We start from the raw sequence: 17840 nt of genomic DNA on the forward strand, positions 1-17840 counted from the left end.
ATAGGTCTTAAGTTTAATCGTTAAAGACTATAGCAATAAACCCTATAATTAAAAACTCATTTTATTTATCAGTAATATAAGACAGTACAGTCCATCCAAATTAGTATTTAAGATAATATTAAGGTAATCCATTAAAAGTGAATTCAATTTCAATTAAAGCTAGCTAGCCAAGCATCGATACACAGTTGTCCTTGAGCAATTTAAGGTTTCTGAAATTAACTTTTTATTCATCCCTTTCATAAAAAGTTCTTTAATCTGAGCATGCAAAGTTTCATTTTTGTGGCGACCAAGATGTTTTCCATTTGCTTTTGCGACCGTTCGCCCTTGTAGTGGTACAGTGATTTTGGCCACCCATTAAGAAAGAAATGTTATGCTAATAAGCATACAAATTTGGGTAAAAAAATGACGAAATTAAAACGCGCAACATATTCAGCGGCAATTAAATTAGAAACGGCTCAGCTTGTAGTAGACCAAGGTTATACGCAAGAAGACGCAGCAAAAGCGATGGGGGTGGGTAAATCAACCGTCAGTAAGTGGGTTACTCAATTAAAGCTAGAACGCAATGGTCAGTCACCATCAGCTTCACCAATGACGCCCGAACAAATTGAAATCCGCGAACTTAAAAAGCAAATCCAACGCATTGACCGATTGAATACACCACCGCTCTCTTGATGTCCGACTCCCTGAACAATTCTCGTTAATTGAGAAATTAAATCAACGAGAGCGTTATCCAATTAATGTGCTATGTCGCGTATTCAATGTGCATCGCAGCAGCTATAAGTACTGGGCCATACGGGATACAACGCCGACACCTGAGCAAGTAAGGTTAGAGGCTGAAGTAAAAGCAATACATGCGATGAGTGGTGGTTCAGCAGGGGCACGGACAATCGCAGCGATAGCAACGAACAATGATTTTGAATTGAGCCGTTATCGTGCAGCTAAGCTAATGGTTAAATTAAAGCTCGAAAGCTGCCAAGTACCTCAACATTCATATAAACGTGGTGGTAATGAACACCTTGAAATCCCAAACCTGCTTGATAGACAGTTTGATGTTGTTGAGCCAGATACCGTGTGGTGCGGTGATGTGACGTATATTTGGACAGGCAATCGCTGGGCTTATTTAGCCGTGGTTATTGATTTATTTGCACGCAAAGTGGTTAGCTGGGCAATGTCGTTGTCACCAGATACTAATTTAACGCTAAAAGCGCTTGAACTCACATATGAAAGCAGAGGGAAACCGACAGGACTCATGTTCCATTCAGACCAAGGTAGCCATTATACAAGTTTAAAATATCGCCAACGTTTATGGCGCTATAAAATGACACAAAGTATGAGTAGACGTGGAAATTGTTGGGATAATGCGCCAATGGAGCGATTTTTTAGAAGTTTTAAGACAGAATGGATGCCAAAGGTTGGATATGAAAACTTTATAGACGCTAAATATAGCGTGAGCGATTACATAAATGGATATTACAATAATGTTAGGCCACATCATTATAATGCTGGTTTAGCGCCAAATGAATCTGAGGTTAGATATCAAGATTCTAAAACTGTGGCCAAAATTAGTTGACCACTACAAGTTGTGATGTGTGTATTCATCAAAAATATTAACAGAGTTTGTATTCCCTGTTCGCATTACATGTTCAAGTTCTGCAATTGCGCTTTTGTACGATTTTCTGACTGTCGTTTGCTTTTTTACACTTATAATTGAGCCGTCTTTTTGTTTTTCTTTTATCCAAGCATTTTTCTTAACATCTTTACTTAATGCTTGATCTTTGTAATATGCGGTTCTAACAGCTGCGAATTTTTTCATTAATAGTTAAGTAGTTATACTTTAATAAGACCATATATTTAAAAAATTCAAGACTAGTAGATAAAAAGTTTTAACCCACTAAAACCTATCTCCGATAGGCGGGTTTTCATTCTGAAAAAGAAAAGAAAAGAAAAGAAAAGATAATAAATCGGAGATGGTGACTTTAAAATATTTAGAATAGACGTTGGTCTTGATAATCGTAATCGAGAGTTAATTTCAGAGCTAATGACAATATAGAGGCATACTGACTTTAGTAATGCAGAGCAGGGTATAATGCTCATTTGGTTAGAGGAGAATAATTTGCTTTTTAAAGCACCTGATCACCCTGAAATTGAAAATATTAGATTTGGGTTCAGCTTTTTAATCGGTAATCCCCCCATTTTTCATGGAGGGGAGTTTTTTATAATTACTATTTATTAGCATAATATTTTTCATTTTCCCTTTTTGAAAACGCTTTGATTTCTAACGTTGAATATATATCATAAAGGATATTTAAATTTTTATGACCTGTGATTTTAGCTACTGTCCTAATGTCATATCCTTGTTCTGCAAGCCTAGATGCTCCTTCACGTCTCAAGTCATGGTACCGCAAATTCTCAATGCCTAATGCTGCTCTCACACGTTGCCAGCCAGCAGTAATGCTTTTAGATTTATAAGGAAATATTAAATTTGGTTTTTCTGGGTCAATATTATTCTTTTGTTTTAATAATATTGAATAAGCTTCGCCTAAAAGTGGAACTTCCCAGTCATTTTGCTCTTTTCTTCGAGGATCCTTTCTATCTCTCACTATTACTGTTTTATGCTCATGATCTACATCAGTCCACTTTAAGTTTGTAATTTCACCTACTCGCATAGCTGTGTAAATTGAAAACTGAAGTAAATCAGAATAAGGGATTTTAGCTGAGCGATGTGTTTCCCGTTTTTTTAATGCTTCTTCTAACAAGATTAGTTCTTGATTAGTTGGTCTTCTACTTCGTTTTCCTGCTCTGCCGATTAACTTCATCGATACTAACTCAGGTATTGCTTCTTCGTGATATGCTGTATTGGCATTCACTTTAAATACTTGCTTTGCGCGTTTAATAACAGAATGAAGGTATGTTATGTCATGATATACCGTTTGCGGAGAAGGTTTTGTAATATCACTTAAACGAGTTTGACAGTGCTGGATTAGATCGTCTGGTGTTAATTGGCTTACAATTATAAAAGATATATCATAATTTAACAGAGACTCTAATACATAGCCCTTTGTTCTTCCTATATCTTTTGACGTTTTAGGATTTTTCAAATATTCATTGATTAGTTCACCAACAGTTATTTCTCTTAATTTCTTGTCTTTATTCGTTGAGTAATAAGTTCCAGACAAAATTTCAGCTTGTTTTTCTTCAAGTTTTTTAGCTGTTTTTTCTGCCCATTTTCTAGCCGATTCACGATTTTTAAAAGTTTCTTCTGCTTTATCGATAACTTTTCCAAATTTCGTAATTCTTACTCTTCCACGGTAGGAAACTCCGTTTTTTAATTGGCGTTTTTCTACTGAAATAGTAGCCATACATTATTCCTTTTTTATTATATAATAGTGCTTAAACTTTAACACGAGCGCTTAAATTACACATCAAAAAATGTCCCTTTTTAAAGTTCCCTAGGGAACATTTTTTTAAAAATATGCATAAAAGTGTAAAAACAAGCAAAAATAAGTGAGAATATAATTTGATTTTTCCAAGCTGTAACCCAGTGTTAATAAGGTGTGGGAATGAATAAGCTGAATCGAAGTTTTTCTGTAGCCCCGATGCTTGATTGGACTGATCGCCATTGTCGTACTTTTCATCGCAAGATGACTAAGCACACGGTGTTGTATACTGAGATGATAACTACGGGTGCTATTTTATTTGGTCGAGGCGACTACTTACATTTTAATAAACACGAAGGCCCAGTTGCGTTGCAATTAGGTGGCTCAGATCCTAAAGCACTTGCGCAATGTGCCAAGCTTGCAGGTGAGCGTGGTTATGACGAAATAAATTTAAATGTAGGTTGCCCATCAGACCGAGTTCAAAATGGCCGTTTTGGTGCGTGTTTAATGGCAGAACCTCAATTAGTTGCTGACTGTGTTGCAGCTATGAAAAGTGAAGTTACTATTCCGGTTACCGTTAAAACGCGTATTGGTATTGATGAGCAGGATTCGTATGAGTTTTTATGTGCGTTAATTGAAGCGTCTCATAAAGTAGGGTGTGATGATTTTATTATTCATGCTCGTAAAGCGTGGCTCAATGGCTTAAGTCCGAAAGAAAACCGTGAAGTTCCACCTCTTGATTACCCTCGTGTTTACCAGCTTAAAAAAGATTACCCACAGCTTGATTTAAGCCTAAATGGCGGTGTAAAAACAATTGAGCAGAGCCTAGAACACCTACAACATATCGATGGTGTAATGATTGGTCGCGAAGCTTACAGTAATCCATTTATGCTCAATGACGTTGATGAAAAAATATATGGTGATGCTGCCAATACGCAATCTCGTCATGATGTAGTACGTTCTATGTATGACTACATTGAAGAAGAAATGCGCTTGGGGGCCAACTTTTGGCATGTTGCGCGCCATATGCTCGGTATTTTTCAGGGACAACCAGGCGCACGTGGGTTTAGGCGCCACCTTTCTGAAAACGGTCATGGCAAGCAAGCAGATTTATCGGTTATGGATAAGGCACTCAGCTTTGTACCAGAATAAAGTTATGCACAAGCATTAAATATTGAGCCACTTTCGAGTGGCTTTTTTGATCCTAAAAAGTAGTCAAAAACATACTTTATTGGCTAATTACACTTTATTTCATTCAGTTTCAAGTCATTCTTATTTTGGTTATAAACTGCTTAATCTACTGATATTATTGTATTTACTTCTATTTTAATTGACTTGGCACAACTCTTGGAATCGTCTTGTTGTAATCAATTTAAAATCAACTGGAGAATACCATGGGCATATTTAATCGCGTAAATGATGTAATTCAATCAAACATTGTTGCCATGCTTGATAAAGCAGAAGATCCTAAAAAGCTGGTCAATTTAATGCTTAGCGAGATGCAAGATGCACTGAATGAGTGTCGTAGTACTGCAGCAGTCTTATTGTGCGAAGAGAAAATAATCAACCGCCAAATTGATACTCAAAAAAACACGCTCTTAACATGGCAAACCAAAGCTGAACTTGCTGTTGAAAGAGGGCGTGATGATCTTGCTAAATCAGCATTAGTTGCAAAGCAGGAACTGAGCGAAAGTATTGCGAATAAGCAAACTCAATTAGTGGCCCTTCAAGAGTCTATTACAAAAATTAGAAACGATTGTGAGCGTCTTCAACAAAAAATGGCAGAAGCCAAAGTTAAGCAAACTCAATTATCACAGCGTCATAACGTTGTTGTTGCAAGAAATAAAATTAATACCCAATTACAAAGCGATAAAGTGGCGCATGCGTTATCTCGTTTTGAACAAATTGAGCAACGTGTTGAAGGTATTGAGGCGCAAGTAGAAGCTTATGAACTCACTGACTCAGCAAGCTCGACTGTATCTGAAATAGAGTCGTTAGTTAAAAATGAAAAAATTGATGCAGAGCTTGCAAGTTTAAAAGCGAGCTTAAAAACTAACGTAAAGCAAACTGCTTAGGAGGGTGTTATGAATAGTTTTAATCGTCAACGTGGCTGGTATAAAAATACGCTTGATAAAAAAATATCGGGTGTGTGTAGTGGTTTGGCATATCGATTAGATTTTCCAGTGTGGTCAACGCGTTTGGTCACTATTTTGTTATTTTTGAGTTTTCCGTTTGCAATTGCATTAGGTTATTTTATTGCACATTGCTGCCTTGATGAAAAAATATCTTAAGGAGTAATCCAATGAAAGCCTTAGTCGTATGTGTACTTGTTTATTTATTGTTGTTTACTAATTTAATATCGTTTACGCACTTTGATACTTGGCAGTTTCCGCTTTGGATTGCTGATATTAGCTGGGCAGGGCTTGAGCTGGTAGGTGCATTTGCAGCAATAGTTGCAGTAGTGGTTGTTGTTGCGCTTGTAGCTATGGGGTTAATTGGTGCTGGTGTAGTTGCATTAGTGGGTACTATTTTAGCCTTACTGTTTGGCTCGGTAATTATTGCATGGCCGTTATTGTTTATCGCAATAGTGTGTTGGTTAGTTGCTGATAACAAAAAAATGATTTCTTAATCCTTAATTTTACTGACTATTATAAAGTAACTATGTTAAATTTAGCGTGTTATTTTATGTTTTAACAAGGATTATAATGATGATGAAATGGTGTTTTTCGATAGCGACTACATTAATGTTTGGTTTTTTTTCGTCATCACTGGCGGCGCATTCTGGACATGATCATGACGCTGATACCGCAGAACTTATAGTAAATAATGCTCAAGTTAGAGAGTTTTTACCTGCAAGTACATCAAGTGTAGGGTATTTAACAATTACTAATCACAATAAAGCAGCTGCAACGCTAATAAAAGCGAGCATTGATGGTGTAGGGCGTGTAGAAATACATGAGCATTCACACGTTGATGGCATGATGAAAATGCAAAAGGTTGACTCAGTAGTAATTAAAGGCCATGAAAGTGTAATCTTTCAACCTGGTGGATATCATTTAATGGTGTTTGAGCCACAAGAGCCACTAAAAGTAGGGCAAGAACGTAAACTCACGCTATATTTTAGTGATGGCAACCGCCTTTTCACTAATGCGCAGGTGGTGTCGCTTGAATCGCAAGCGAAGCAATCAAAGTCATCAACACAACATTCCCACCATTAGGAGTATGTATGTCGCAACATAAAGGAAAAATAGCAGGAGCAATTGTTTTACTGCTCATCATATTTTATGCCATTGCTGTATATTGGAGCACCGAGCCTTCACGCTTTGACGTTGTTGCAAATGCAAAAGAGCAAGCACAGCTGCGTAACGAAAAAATAGTAACGGGCTATATCACCACCTCCACATTAATCACAGTAGCAAATACCTTACTTAATAAATCAGGAGGCTATTTGTCAAATGATGTAATGCCGCCAAGTGTGATTATGGATGACATGCCAGCATGGGAATATGGTGCACTAGAAATGGTGCGTGATTTATCACTTTCTATGCGTAAAGATTTTAGCCGCTCACAATCACAGTCAACTGAACATGAAGCACTTAAAAAAGCGCAGCCACAGTTTAATATAAGCTCTGAAGCATGGGCATGGCCAAGTGCTGAAGGTGAATATCAAAAAGGGATTGATTACTTAGTTGTTTATCGTACGCAAATTGCAAATCAACACGAGCGTGATAGTCAATTTTACGCACGGGCTGATAATCTTCGCGGTTGGCTTAAAGAAGCAGAAAAGCGCCTAGGCAGCTTAAGTCAGCGCTTGAGTGCTAGTGTAGGCCAAGAAAAAGTAAACACAGATTTAGCGGGTAATTCATCTAATAAACAAGCGACACTTGCGCCATTACAGCAACAAATAAGAACACCATGGTTAGAGATTGATGACGTGTTTTATGAGTCTCGCGGTGCAACTTGGGCACTATTGCATTTTTTACAGGCCGTGGAGTATGACTTTGCTGATGTACTTGAAAAGAAGAATGCCCGTGTAAGTGTACAACAAATTATACGTGAACTTGAAGCAACTCAAGAAACCGTATGGAGCCCAATAATTTTAAACGGAAATGGTTTTGGCTATGTAGCTAATCATTCTTTGGTTATGGCAAATTATATTTCTAGAGCCAACGCGGCTTTAATCGAACTTAGCGAGCTATTAGCTCAAGGATAAAAAATGAAAAAGTATTGTTTAGCAGCAGCCCTTTCACTGGCATGTTTAGCACCAGCAGCACAAGCTGATACGTTATTAGGCTTGTACGCAGGTGTTGATGGTTGGAAATCAGATAGCGATGGTCAGTTTTCTTATAAAGGAAATCAACCTCAAGATTTTAAATTTAAAGATGAAACATTTGTAAGTTATTACATCGCGCTTGAACACCCAGTCCCTGTAGTACCTAATTTCAAATTTAAATATACAGAGCTTGAATTAAATGGCTCTGCAGTATTAACTGATACATTTAGTTTTAATGGTTCTGATTATGTCGTGGGTACTGCTGTTAATTCGGTAAACGATTTGACACATATTGATTATATTTTTTACTACGAAATATTTGATAACGACTTGATCTCGATTGATTTAGGTTTAAATGTAAAGCAGTTTGACGGTGATATGATAGTAACGGGTACTACGCAAACTGGTGGTGCTAACTTTACAGAAAACGTTGATTTTTCAGGTTTTGTACCACTAGCTTACGGTCGTGCTGAAGCTGGTCTACCATTTACAGGTTTAAGCATGTTTGTTGAAGGTAGTTTCTTAGCTATCGACGACAGCAAAGTACAAGATTATCAAGTGGGTGTAGCGTGGGAACTGCTTGATAACCTAGCTGTAGATGTTGCAGTTAAAGCAGGTTATCGCTCTATGACTTTGGAGTTAGACGACGTTGATGATATTAATACTAATATTGATGCGTCAGGCCCATTTGTAGGTGTGCAAGTTCACTTCTAATTAGCACAGACTAATTAAATAAAGTGTGGTGTGCTATTTTATAGCATGCCATGCTAACTCAAACTCTCCCTCTAATGCATTATTAATCAATTGCTTGTAGACTTTGTTGATTGGAAAATTAATAAGTTTAGATAGCTCATCACCGGTTTGAGTGAATTTGTAATAGCTCAATACTAAATCACTGCTTTTTGCTTTTAATGTTACTTTTTGTGACAAAAAAGACAGTGTAAGTTCTTGTCCTGCTTTAAGTACCGCTGATTCAATTTCTTTTCTATAGAGTAGGTTAAGGTCCATTAGCGTTAAAATATCAGGGAAGCTAATGCCTGTTCTTCCTAAATTTAATGACACTTTATTGCCCTTGCGCAGTAAATCAAACAGGGATGGCTTTTTATAAAAGCCAAGCAAAATAAAATGACTGTCGTCTTTTTCATTATAGCCAGAAAGTGAAACACATTTTTGCAACGAGTCGGCTTCGCGCTGGGTCATGTGCTTGAGAGTTTGCAGGCTTTTAATTGAGAAAGTCCCAGGATTGAGAGTCTCTCCCGTTAAAATTTTTGCCCATAGCGTTTGCATTGACTCATTAGAAGTATCTTCACATAAAGCAACAAAGTGCTCAACCCAGTCTGCATCCGGTCGGTGACTACTGGCTACATCAGGGCAAAAACTCATTGCCATTGATAAAATTGCTTCAATATTTTGTTGTTGTTTAATGAGTAATAGATCTTGTCTTTTTTGAGCGCGAGCTAAAATAGAGTTATCACTATTGATGTGGTACAGAGGTTTTATTCTTCCTTGTGGCCCATAACTTTGCTCATTTGATGAGGAAAGCCCATTGCTTGCTATTTTTGCGACTGAGTAGCCAAGTAATGACTCAATTATGTTAGCGAGATTAATTCGGGCTTGTGCTGTTTTTACTGTCATGGCTGTCCGTAGTAGCTTGTGGCTCATATAGTTGAGCGACTGTTTTTAAATTATTTAACCCCAAGGTTACTGCATTACTTAATATATATTTGTAGAACATAGCCATATAGCCTGAGATTAATAATGTAGTTGCCTGACCTTCAATATGGCATGTAACCATGATGACTTGATTTGCTTGAGCAAACTCTAAGGTTCCTTGTACTATATGTTCATTATCTAATAGTAAGTTAAATGCTATTTTATCTTTATTTATGGAAGTAATGGTCATCTCTCCATAACCCCACTTACTAACCCATGATTGATGAGCCCCTACGCCAGCACTCGGTTCATTAACGCTAAAACGAATTGATGTATCCACTTGTTGCCATGGGGACCATTTATGCCACTGATCAAAATCGCTAACTAATAATTTAATAGTGCGAGTATCTGCGTTTATTACCATTTTTTTATCAACACTGTAATTTTGAGGTAGCGTTAAGCCAATTACTAAAGCCAGCAGTAATAATATAAAGAGAAATTGTAATAACGTTTTTAATAATTTAATAAGTGCGCCTTATAAAAGAATGCTCAATATACAAAGGTAAAGATTTATAAGCCAAATATAGTATGAATTGATTTATAAACCAAAAGTTTAATGAGTTACTTAAAAATTATTAATCCTTTCAGATTGCTGACTTTTAAAAAGCTAAGTAAAAAGTAAGTAAATTTGCTTCGTTTATACAGGCCTTGCTTTTACCTGTTTTTATAGCAGGGTGTAACCATCCTTAATAAGTTTAGTTTTGTCTAAAACCAAACGTACAGTGTAAGTTCAACCTTTAGCTAGGGCATGTTGATCTTTCGAGGTTGAATTTGCAGCAGGCTGTTTGGTATTTAAGCAAGGCAGAGCCTATGATCTATGCTTGTTCCCCATAAATAGACGATAACGCAGGAGTTGTTACCGAGCCTACTAGGTTACAAACCTCACGCCGCGATTCAACCGTCCCTAGGTTGAACAAATTTCAATCGACAAAGGTCAACACGGCCTCGCAATGCTCTCTAAAGTAAATTATTGAATAATAAAATACCTCCTTTGGTTAGTTGTATATATAAACAATGTAGTAGGGTATAATTCGCGCCTTTTGTTATTCTACGGCCAAATTTATGAGCACACTCAAAGCTAAGCGCGCCTTATTTTCATACCCAAAGTATTGGGCTGAATGTTATGGCACCGCGCCATTTTTACCAACTACACGTGAAGAAATGGATGCACTTGGCTGGGATAGCTGCGACATAATAATTATCAGTGGTGACGCTTACGTTGATCACCCTAGTTTTGGCATGGCGGTAATTGGTCGTGTACTTGAAGCGCAAGGTTTTAGAGTGGGTATTATTGCCCAGCCAGAATGGGACTCTAAAGATGCATTTATGGAGCTCGGCAGACCGAATCTATTTTTTGGTGTAACAGCTGGGAACATGGATTCAATGATCAACCGCTATACTGCCGAAAAACGTATGCGTCATGATGATGCTTACACGCCAAATAATGTCGGTGGTAAACGCCCCGATCGCGCCGTAATGATTTACTCTCAAAAATGCCGTGAAGCATACAAAGGCATCCCCATTGTTATTGGTGGTATTGAAGCCAGTCTGCGCCGTATTGCTCATTACGATTACTGGCAAGAAAAAGTACGTCGTAGTATTTTGTTTGATGCAAAAGCCGATATTTTAATTTACGGCAACGCAGAGCGTCCGTTAGTTGAAGTCGCACATCGCATTGCTGCGGGTGAAACGATGGATACTATTCAGGATATTCGTGGCACAGCCGTTATTCGAAAAGAACCGTTACCAGGTTGGCGTGGTAGCGACTCTACCGCGATAGATAAAATTGGTAAAATAGATCCTATTCCAAATCCATACGGCGCGGATGATGTTGGCTGTAGTAAGTCTGAATTTAAACAAGCCGGTATTGATTTAAAAGCGGAAGCTGCAAAACCAATTATGGTTCAGCCCGCGCGCCCTAAACCGTGGGAAAAAACTTACGTTAAATTACCTGCCTATGAGCAAGTCAGCGTTAATAAACCTTTATATGCGCATGCTTCGCGTATTTTGCATCAAGAAACAAACCCTGGTTGTGCAAGGGCGTTGTATCAGCGTCATGGCGATCGATCTATTTGGGTAAATCCCCCAGCATATCCGTTGGAAACCCATGAAATGGATGCTGTATTTGGTTTACCGTATCAGCGTATTCCTCACCCAAGTTACGGTGATGCGAAAATACCGGCTTACGATATGATTAAAACCTCGGTGAACATTATGCGTGGGTGTTTTGGTGGTTGTTCGTTTTGCTCAATTACAGAGCATGAAGGGCGTATTATTCAAAGCCGTTCGCAAGAGTCAATTATTGAAGAAATTGAACAAATTAGAGATAAAGTACCAGGTTTTACCGGTGTTATTTCTGATTTAGGTGGCCCAACGGCGAACATGTATAAATTGCGTTGTACCAGTAAAAAAGCAGAAAGTACCTGCAGACGTTTATCATGTGTGTATCCAGATATTTGTAAGCACATGGATACAGATCATACGCCAACAATAGACTTGTATAAAAAAGCACGTGAAGTTAAGGGTATTAAAAAGGTGTTGATTGCGTCGGGTGTGCGTTATGACTTAGCAGTACGCGACCCTCGCTACGTTAAAGAGTTAGTAACGCATCATGTCGGTGGCTACTTAAAAATAGCCCCAGAGCATACCGAGGATGGTCCATTATCAAAAATGATGAAACCAGGTATGGGCGCGTATGATCAGTTTAAAGAATTATTTGATAAATACTCAAAAGAAGCCGGTAAAAAGCAGTATTTAATTCCTTACTTTATTTCAGCTCACCCAGGCACAAAAGATGAGGACATGGTAAACATGGCTTTATGGCTTAAGTCGAATGACTTTAAGCTAGATCAAGTGCAAAACTTTTACCCATCACCCATGGCTAATGCGACAACTATTTATCATACAGAGATGAATTCTTTACGTAATATAAAAAATAACTCAGAAGTCGTGCCTGTCCCTAAAGGGGCACGTCAACGTAGATTGCATAAAGCAATTTTACGTTACCATGACTCAGCTGGTTGGCCGATGATACGTGAGGCACTGCGTAAAATGGGTAAAGCTAATTTAATTGGTAAAGGGCCTGGCTGTTTAGTGCCTGAAGAAGGACGTGATGAAAAAGCCGGTAAAGGTAGTAGCAAGGGAGGGCGACCTGCATTAACGCGCCACACAGGTTTTAGCCAATTTAAAAAGGCAAACACTAAGCCTAAAGTCGGTGGTAACCGCCAAAGAGCCCGATAATAGGGTTTATACCAACCGGCATAAAGATTTGAACAATTTAACGAATTAAATCACTCTATAATGTTGTTAAAATTTTTAAGCTATAAAAAAGCGGGAAGTTAAATTTAACTTCCCGCTTTTTTTAAATATAAGTTTTAGAAAGCTAAACTAACAGCCAAGTGGCTGTACCTAAAAAGGCAAATATACCAACGATGTCTGTAACAGTAGTGAGCACCACACTCCCTGCAAGCGCTGGGTCTATATTCATTCGTTTAAGAATTATCGGAATACTAGCACCAGCAACTCCAGCCACCACTAAGTTCATAAACATCGCAAAGGCGAGTACGCCACCCAGCATAAAGTCCCATTGCCATAGGGCAATAACGCCCGCTATTAACAGTGACCACAAAATGCCGTTTAGCGCGCCAATGGCAAGCTCTTTCATCATCAAAAATCGTTGGTTAGTTTGATTTATGTGGCCGACAGCAATACCACGAATAACAAGGGTTAATGATTGACTACCTGCAACACCACCCATAGAAGGGACAATGCCGTTAAGTACCGCTAAAATTGGTAATACATCTAAAGTGCCTTCAAAAAAGCTAGCTACAAAGGCTGCTGCAAGTGCGGTTAATAAGTTGACTCCTAGCCAAACTGAGCGTTTTTTCGAGCTTTTTAAAACAGGCGCAAAGGTGTCTTCTTCATCATCAAGACCCGCTAAACTGAGTAAACTATGCTCGGCATCTTCTCGGATTACGTCAACAATATCATCGATAGTGACACGACCAAGTAGTTGAGCGTTGTCATCAACAACAGGGGCTGATATCCAATTATGACGCTCAAAGAGTTGTGCGACTTCACTTTCATCCATTGAAATTGGAATTGACTCACAATCTTCATCCATCAAATCGCGAACAATTTTTTCGGGCGGGTTAGTCAATAATGTACTGAGCGATAAAGCGCCTATAAAGCAGTTATGTTTATCAACAACATAGAGGTCATCGGTGCCTTCAGGTAGCTCTCCGCGTAGCCTAATATATCTAAGTACAACATCGAGCGTAACGTCAGGGCGAATGGTCACCGTATCGGTATTCATTAGCGCACCAGCGGAGCGCTCTTGATAAGAAAGTGCTTGTGTTGCTCGCTCACGGTCTTGAATGTCCATTGCGCTAACAACGTCTTTATAAACGGTGTCTGGCAGGCTACGGAGTACTTCACCTAAGTCATCGTGGCCCATATCTTCAGTTGCGGCCGCAATATGCTTAGGTTCCATTTGGGCAATAATGCCTAAACGAACATCTTCAGATAATTCTTCAAGTACATCACCTTGTACATCAGGGTCAACTAATTGCCAAAGGAGTCGGCGAATTTTATGCGGTGATGATTCTAATAATAATGCAGTATCACAAGGAGCTGTTTTTGCTAACATGCGCCTAACTTGAACAAATTGACCACTGTTAAGCGACTTAGTCACTTGTTTTAGTTGTTGTAGTGGATAGTCTTGTTCAAAAGCTTCGGGCATTGGCATCCTTAATTAATTTTAATATTACTTTGGTGGGAGAGGTTAACTAACCTGAACTCTGGATAATAAATCTATCTCAAGCAGCTATTTTCAGCGCTAACTGCGTTGAATTTACTTGCAATAGGCCCGCTATTGACGCGTAAATTCGCCTTATTTTCACTGAAAATCTCTGGCTAGAGAAAATAAATTTAAATATCACCTGATTCAATACGTTAGTAAATCTCTTAACCAGAGTTCAGGTTAACTAATTTAATTTTACTTTTTAAGTATTTATTACTGACTATTCTTGTTCGTTAAATCGCTGTGATATTAGTTGACCAACGGCGCTCAAGGCTTGCTCTGCATCAGGGCCTTCACATACTACCTTAACTTCTTTACCTTGGCTGCTTTCAAGTAGCATTAATGCGAGTACGCTATCACCCGCCGCTTCTTTTTCATCTTGGAACAAGGTTATCGAAGCGTCAAACTTTACGGCCAATTGAGCTAATACAGTTGCAGCTCTAGCATGTAGCCCTAATTTGTTTTGTATTAAAAAGGTATCTTCTAAGCGCATACGTTACCCTACCTAAGCTGAACTGATTATTATTTTATGTGAGAATTATTTCTCTTGCTCTCGGTGGCGAATTTTTACATTGGGGTGTGTCATCGCAAAGCTTTCACCAATTGTTTGTGCTAAATACACTGAGCGATGTTGCCCACCAGTACAGCCAATAGCAATCGTTAGGTAACTGCGGTTATTTCGTTCTAAATGGGGTAACCATGTTTGTACAAAAGTTTGAATTTGCCATGTGAACTTTTGCACTATGCTATGACTCGCTAAATAATCTTTAACAGGTTGATCTAACCCATTTAACGGTTTTAACTCAGGCTCCCAGTGCGGATTTGGCAAAAAGCGTGCATCAAATACATAATCTGCTTCTTTAGGGATACCGTGTTTAAAACCAAACGATTCAAACGTGACAATAAGCTGCTTGTCTTTTTTTCCTAATATTTTTTCACGAATAGATTCAGCAAGTTGATGAACACTTAAGTCACTTGTGTCAATCATATAATCTGCTCGATTGGTCAGTACATCAAGTAATTCTTTTTCTTTTTTGATTGCTAAATCAAGCGGCAGCGAGTCAACCGATAGGGGATGTAAGCGGCGAGTTTCAGAGAAACGTTTTATCAGTGTTTGATCTTCGCTGTCTAAATAAAATAAAGTAGGCTTTGCAAAACCGGGTAAGTATTCAAGAATATCATTAAACTGTTCTTGTTCCTTAGGAAGGTTTCGTACATCAATGCTCACTGCGATTTTATCGTAGTTATCAGAAACGCTGCGTACCAAAGAAGGTAAAAGATTTAACGGAATGTTATCTACGCAATAATAACCTAAATCTTCAACAACGCGTAAAGCAACCGACTTACCAGAACCTGATCGGCCACTTATGATAATTAGCTCCATTTATCACCCTTTATATTAATTACGATTGCTTAACAATAACTTGATACAGTTCGGTATCCGTTTTTGCACTGCGCAATTGCTTACAAAATTCTTTGTCGTTAAGTTTATCAGCAATGGTTGCCAGAGTCTTTAAGTGCTGCTGGTTATCACCATCTGGTACGATGAGTGCAACAAAAATATCAACGGGACGATTATCAATTGCATCAAAGCTAATAGGTGTTTCACTAACGAGTACTAAGGCTAAGGGCTCTTGTGCACCGCTCATGCGCCCGTGAGGGATCGCTATGCCTCTACCTATACCAGTACTGCCTAGCTTTTCTCTACTTAGTAAAGCGCTAAGAATATCTTGTTGAGAAAGGTACGGAAGCTTATCGTGAGCAAGTTCGCTGATAAACTCTAAAATTCTTTTTTTGCTATTAAAAAGGACCGCAGCTTTGCTGCAGTCCTGGCATATAAGTGAGCTTAATTTCATCATATTAGTGTCGAGCAAGCTTCTCTTTGTGTTTAATTACTTGGCGATCGAGCTTATCAATCAACGAATCGATGGCAGCGTACATGTCTTGATGCTCAGTTGAGGCAAATAACTCAGCACCACTTACATGTATTGTTGCTTCTGCTTTTTGGCTTAGTTTTTCTACATCAAGAATGACATGAACATTATTAATATGATCAGAGTGTCTTTCTAGCTTCGCAAATTTGGTATTTATATAGTCTCTTAGTGAATCAGTTAATTCTACGTGACGACCAGTTAAGTTTAGTTGCATAAGCATTACCCTCTTTGTTTGCGTCTTAAATCAGACTTTTTCGCTGATTTGACGGTGGAATAGCCAGAGATTCGCGATATTTTGCGATTGTACGTCTCGCTACTTTAATTCCTTGCTCAGCCAATATATCCGCTATTTTGCTATCACTCAATGGTTTTGCTGAGTTTTCTGCAGCGATTAATTTTCTGATAAGTGCACGTATTGCTGTAGATGAGCATTCACCGCCATTTTCGGTACTTACATGACTTGAGAAAAAGTATTTAAGCTCAAATATCCCCCGAGGTGTATGCATATACTTTTGAGTGGTTACACGCGAAATAGTTGATTCGTGCATTTCCACCATTTCAGCAACATCATTTAAAACCATAGGTTTCATGGCCTCAGGACCATGTTCAAAAAAGCCTTGCTGCTGCTTAACAATACAGTTAGTTACTTTTAATAATGTATCGTTTCTACTTTCTAAGCTTTTAATAAACCATTTAGCTTCTTGTAAATGCGAGCGTATAAACTGGCTATCACCGCTTGATTTAACAGTGCGAGACATCGCAGCATATTGGCTGTTTACGCGAATTTTTGGCATGCTATCTGGATTTAGTTCAACAACCCAGCGGCCTTTAATTTTTTTCACTGACACATCAGGAATTACATACTCAGACTCTTCCCTAACAATAGTATCTGCAGGCTTTGGGTTTAGCGTATGGATGAGTGTCATTACTTCTTTAAGCTCTTCTTCTTTGAGCTTCGTTTTTTTCATTAATGTACGATAGTCGCGAGCTGCTAATAAGTCTATGTGCTCGGTTAAAATCATTTTTGTTTCATTAATATAGGGTGTTTCTTTATCAAACTGATTAAGCTGAATGCACAAACACTCTTGTAAACTACGCGCTGCTATACCGACCGGATCAAATAATTGAATGCGTTTTAAAACAGCTTCTATTTCATCAAGTTCAACTTCATTATCATCTTCGTTTTCTTGGTTGAAGCTTTCGAGAATCTCTTCACAACTTAGTGTTAAAATGCCTGAATCATCTACGGCTTCCACAATAGCAATCGCAATCGCTTCATCAGTAGGGCTAAATGGCGTTAGTTGAAGTTGCCACATTAAATACTCGTGGAGCGTTTCCGTTGATGCACCTTGGTATATAGACTCGTCTTCAGGCATTGGACCTGATGAAGAGGCTGGAGCTGCGCTCATGTACTCGTCCCAGCTAACATCCATCGCCATGTCGTCACTTACCGTATCTTTAGCAAGTGCTTCGCCGCTGTCTTGTTCGTATTCGCTTGGAGCATCGTCGGCAGATGCGCTAACAGTTATATCATCGGTGTCTGCTTTTTGTTCATTTTTACCTGCAGCGTCTTCAGAATAGTCTTGCTCCTCAACCTCTAAAAGTGGGTTGCTGTCGAGCGCTTCTTGTATTTCTTGCTGGAGATCCAATGTACTGAGTTGCAACAAACGAATAGCTTGTTGCAACTGTGGAGTCATTGTAAGTTGCTGGCCCATGCGCAGCTGTAGTGATTGCCTCATGTA

At 38.6% G+C, this 17840-nt stretch carries 20 protein-coding genes; 9 read left to right on the forward strand and 11 right to left on the reverse strand.

What is annotated here, in order from left to right; genetic code table 11:
* Positions 1-159 precede the first annotated feature (159 nt).
* Positions 160-351 carry a helix-turn-helix domain-containing protein gene (locus PALI_RS20355; RefSeq protein WP_193156273.1) on the reverse strand — a complete coding sequence of 64 codons (192 nt, stop codon included), beginning with the start codon at positions 349-351 and terminating at the stop codon, positions 160-162.
* A gap of 51 nt (positions 352-402) precedes the next feature.
* On the opposite strand from PALI_RS20355, the gene PALI_RS14420 reads away from it, so the two are divergent.
* Positions 403-1570, forward strand: a protein-coding gene (locus PALI_RS14420) for an IS3 family transposase (RefSeq protein WP_404935936.1) whose coding sequence is annotated in 2 segments (ribosomal slippage) — positions 403-659 and positions 658-1570 — 1170 coding nt in all. Because the reading frame shifts where the segments join, the coding sequence is not laid out codon by codon here.
* A 3-nt stretch (positions 1571-1573) separates the two neighbouring features.
* On the opposite strand, the gene PALI_RS14425 is transcribed toward PALI_RS14420, so the two are convergent.
* Both PALI_RS14425 and PALI_RS14430 read right to left on the reverse strand, forming a co-directional pair.
* Positions 1574-1813 carry a hypothetical protein gene (locus tag PALI_RS14425; RefSeq protein WP_193156274.1) on the reverse strand — a complete coding sequence of 80 codons (240 nt, stop codon included), beginning with the start codon at positions 1811-1813 and terminating at the stop codon, positions 1574-1576.
* 409 nt (positions 1814-2222) lie between these two features.
* Complete coding sequence (locus tag PALI_RS14430) at positions 2223-3359, reverse strand: tyrosine-type recombinase/integrase (RefSeq protein WP_193156275.1); 1137 nt, start codon at positions 3357-3359, stop codon at positions 2223-2225.
* A 201-nt stretch (positions 3360-3560) separates the two neighbouring features.
* Here PALI_RS14430 and dusA point away from each other — a divergent pair, with 201 nt between their 5' ends.
* The 7 genes from dusA to PALI_RS14465 all read left to right on the forward strand — a co-directional run bounded on the left by dusA (position 3561) and on the right by PALI_RS14465 (position 8364).
* Positions 3561-4529, forward strand: a complete 969-nt coding sequence (dusA, locus tag PALI_RS14435) for a tRNA dihydrouridine(20/20a) synthase DusA (protein WP_193156276.1) — start codon at positions 3561-3563, stop codon at positions 4527-4529.
* Between the two features lie 242 nt (positions 4530-4771).
* Positions 4772-5452 (forward strand): PspA/IM30 family protein, encoded by a 681-nt coding sequence (locus tag PALI_RS14440; RefSeq protein ID WP_193156277.1) that lies wholly within the window; start codon positions 4772-4774, stop codon positions 5450-5452.
* Positions 5453-5461: 9 nt separating this feature from the next.
* Positions 5462-5668, forward strand: a complete 207-nt coding sequence (locus PALI_RS14445; RefSeq protein WP_182701549.1) for a PspC domain-containing protein — start codon at positions 5462-5464, stop codon at positions 5666-5668.
* A gap of 11 nt (positions 5669-5679) precedes the next feature.
* Positions 5680-6006 (forward strand): hypothetical protein, encoded by a 327-nt coding sequence (locus PALI_RS14450; RefSeq protein ID WP_077536030.1) that lies wholly within the window; start codon positions 5680-5682, stop codon positions 6004-6006.
* Positions 6007-6085: 79 nt separating this feature from the next.
* The gene (locus tag PALI_RS14455; protein ID WP_077536029.1) at positions 6086-6595 is read left to right on the forward strand and encodes a copper chaperone PCu(A)C; all 510 of its coding nucleotides are present in this window, start codon (positions 6086-6088) and stop codon (positions 6593-6595) included.
* A gap of 8 nt (positions 6596-6603) precedes the next feature.
* Positions 6604-7590, forward strand: a complete 987-nt coding sequence (locus PALI_RS14460; RefSeq protein ID WP_182701550.1) for a DUF2333 family protein — start codon at positions 6604-6606, stop codon at positions 7588-7590.
* 3 nt (positions 7591-7593) lie between these two features.
* Entirely contained in the window at positions 7594-8364 is a 771-nt protein-coding gene (locus PALI_RS14465) for a TIGR04219 family outer membrane beta-barrel protein (protein WP_077536027.1), read from the forward strand.
* A gap of 33 nt (positions 8365-8397) precedes the next feature.
* Here the strand turns inward: PALI_RS14465 and PALI_RS14470 are convergent, their stop codons facing one another.
* Positions 8398-9285: a TIGR03899 family protein gene (locus PALI_RS14470; RefSeq protein WP_138584382.1), complete on the reverse strand. Its 888-nt coding sequence runs from the start codon at positions 9283-9285 to the stop codon at positions 8398-8400.
* Positions 9254-9721 carry an SRPBCC family protein gene (locus PALI_RS14475; protein ID WP_182770393.1) on the reverse strand — a complete coding sequence of 156 codons (468 nt, stop codon included), beginning with the start codon at positions 9719-9721 and terminating at the stop codon, positions 9254-9256. The genes PALI_RS14470 and PALI_RS14475 overlap by 32 nt, the downstream gene beginning before the upstream one ends.
* 704 nt (positions 9722-10425) lie before the next feature.
* Here PALI_RS14475 and PALI_RS14480 point away from each other — a divergent pair.
* On the forward strand, positions 10426-12603 hold the full coding sequence (locus PALI_RS14480) for a YgiQ family radical SAM protein (RefSeq protein WP_193156278.1): 2178 nt from the start codon (positions 10426-10428) through the stop codon (positions 12601-12603).
* A 142-nt stretch (positions 12604-12745) separates the two neighbouring features.
* Here PALI_RS14480 and mgtE read toward each other — a convergent pair whose 3' ends face one another.
* The 6 genes from mgtE to PALI_RS14510 all read right to left on the reverse strand — a co-directional run bounded on the left by mgtE (position 12746) and on the right by PALI_RS14510 (position 17837).
* Entirely contained in the window at positions 12746-14104 is a 1359-nt protein-coding gene (gene mgtE, locus PALI_RS14485) for a magnesium transporter (protein WP_193156279.1), read from the reverse strand.
* 280 nt (positions 14105-14384) lie between these two features.
* Positions 14385-14657: an HPr family phosphocarrier protein gene (locus tag PALI_RS14490; protein WP_193156280.1), complete on the reverse strand. Its 273-nt coding sequence runs from the start codon at positions 14655-14657 to the stop codon at positions 14385-14387.
* A gap of 45 nt (positions 14658-14702) precedes the next feature.
* A complete protein-coding gene (gene rapZ, locus PALI_RS14495) occupies positions 14703-15548 on the reverse strand; it encodes an RNase adapter RapZ (RefSeq protein ID WP_193156281.1) in 846 nt (281 codons plus the stop codon).
* A 19-nt stretch (positions 15549-15567) separates the two neighbouring features.
* Positions 15568-16020: a PTS IIA-like nitrogen regulatory protein PtsN gene (ptsN, locus tag PALI_RS14500; protein WP_077538835.1), complete on the reverse strand. Its 453-nt coding sequence runs from the start codon at positions 16018-16020 to the stop codon at positions 15568-15570.
* Between the two features lie 4 nt (positions 16021-16024).
* Positions 16025-16312, reverse strand: coding sequence for a ribosome hibernation promoting factor (gene hpf, locus PALI_RS14505; RefSeq protein WP_077536020.1), 288 nt, complete (start codon positions 16310-16312; stop codon positions 16025-16027).
* A 25-nt stretch (positions 16313-16337) separates the two neighbouring features.
* The gene (locus PALI_RS14510; RefSeq protein WP_077536019.1) at positions 16338-17837 is read right to left on the reverse strand and encodes an RNA polymerase factor sigma-54; all 1500 of its coding nucleotides are present in this window, start codon (positions 17835-17837) and stop codon (positions 16338-16340) included.
* Between the last annotated feature and the right edge of the window lie 3 nt (positions 17838-17840).

The organism is Pseudoalteromonas aliena SW19 (assembly GCF_014905615.1).
Classification (GTDB): domain Bacteria; phylum Pseudomonadota; class Gammaproteobacteria; order Enterobacterales; family Alteromonadaceae; genus Pseudoalteromonas; species Pseudoalteromonas aliena.

Excerpts from the sequence above, each read along its gene's own strand:
- PALI_RS14445 (WP_182701549.1), top strand. The coding sequence starts at position 5,462 with ATGAATAGTTTTAATCGTCAACGTGGCTGGTATAAAAATACGCTTGAT.
- rapZ (WP_193156281.1), bottom strand. The coding sequence starts at position 15,548 with ATGGAGCTAATTATCATAAGTGGCCGATCAGGTTCTGGTAAGTCGGTT.
- PALI_RS14455 (WP_077536029.1), top strand. The coding sequence starts at position 6,086 with ATGATGAAATGGTGTTTTTCGATAGCGACTACATTAATGTTTGGTTTT.
- PALI_RS14465 (WP_077536027.1), top strand. The coding sequence starts at position 7,594 with ATGAAAAAGTATTGTTTAGCAGCAGCCCTTTCACTGGCATGTTTAGCA.
- ptsN (WP_077538835.1), bottom strand. The coding sequence starts at position 16,020 with ATGAAATTAAGCTCACTTATATGCCAGGACTGCAGCAAAGCTGCGGTC.
- PALI_RS14490 (WP_193156280.1), bottom strand. The coding sequence starts at position 14,657 with ATGCGCTTAGAAGATACCTTTTTAATACAAAACAAATTAGGGCTACAT.
- PALI_RS14440 (WP_193156277.1), top strand. The coding sequence starts at position 4,772 with ATGGGCATATTTAATCGCGTAAATGATGTAATTCAATCAAACATTGTT.
- PALI_RS14425 (WP_193156274.1), bottom strand. The coding sequence starts at position 1,813 with ATGAAAAAATTCGCAGCTGTTAGAACCGCATATTACAAAGATCAAGCA.
- PALI_RS14430 (WP_193156275.1), bottom strand. The coding sequence starts at position 3,359 with ATGGCTACTATTTCAGTAGAAAAACGCCAATTAAAAAACGGAGTTTCC.
- hpf (WP_077536020.1), bottom strand. The coding sequence starts at position 16,312 with ATGCAACTAAACTTAACTGGTCGTCACGTAGAATTAACTGATTCACTA.
- PALI_RS14450 (WP_077536030.1), top strand. The coding sequence starts at position 5,680 with ATGAAAGCCTTAGTCGTATGTGTACTTGTTTATTTATTGTTGTTTACT.
- PALI_RS14480 (WP_193156278.1), top strand. The coding sequence starts at position 10,426 with ATGAGCACACTCAAAGCTAAGCGCGCCTTATTTTCATACCCAAAGTAT.
- dusA (WP_193156276.1), top strand. The coding sequence starts at position 3,561 with ATGAATAAGCTGAATCGAAGTTTTTCTGTAGCCCCGATGCTTGATTGG.
- PALI_RS14470 (WP_138584382.1), bottom strand. The coding sequence starts at position 9,285 with ATGACAGTAAAAACAGCACAAGCCCGAATTAATCTCGCTAACATAATT.
- PALI_RS14510 (WP_077536019.1), bottom strand. The coding sequence starts at position 17,837 with ATGAGGCAATCACTACAGCTGCGCATGGGCCAGCAACTTACAATGACT.
- mgtE (WP_193156279.1), bottom strand. The coding sequence starts at position 14,104 with ATGCCCGAAGCTTTTGAACAAGACTATCCACTACAACAACTAAAACAA.
- PALI_RS14460 (WP_182701550.1), top strand. The coding sequence starts at position 6,604 with ATGTCGCAACATAAAGGAAAAATAGCAGGAGCAATTGTTTTACTGCTC.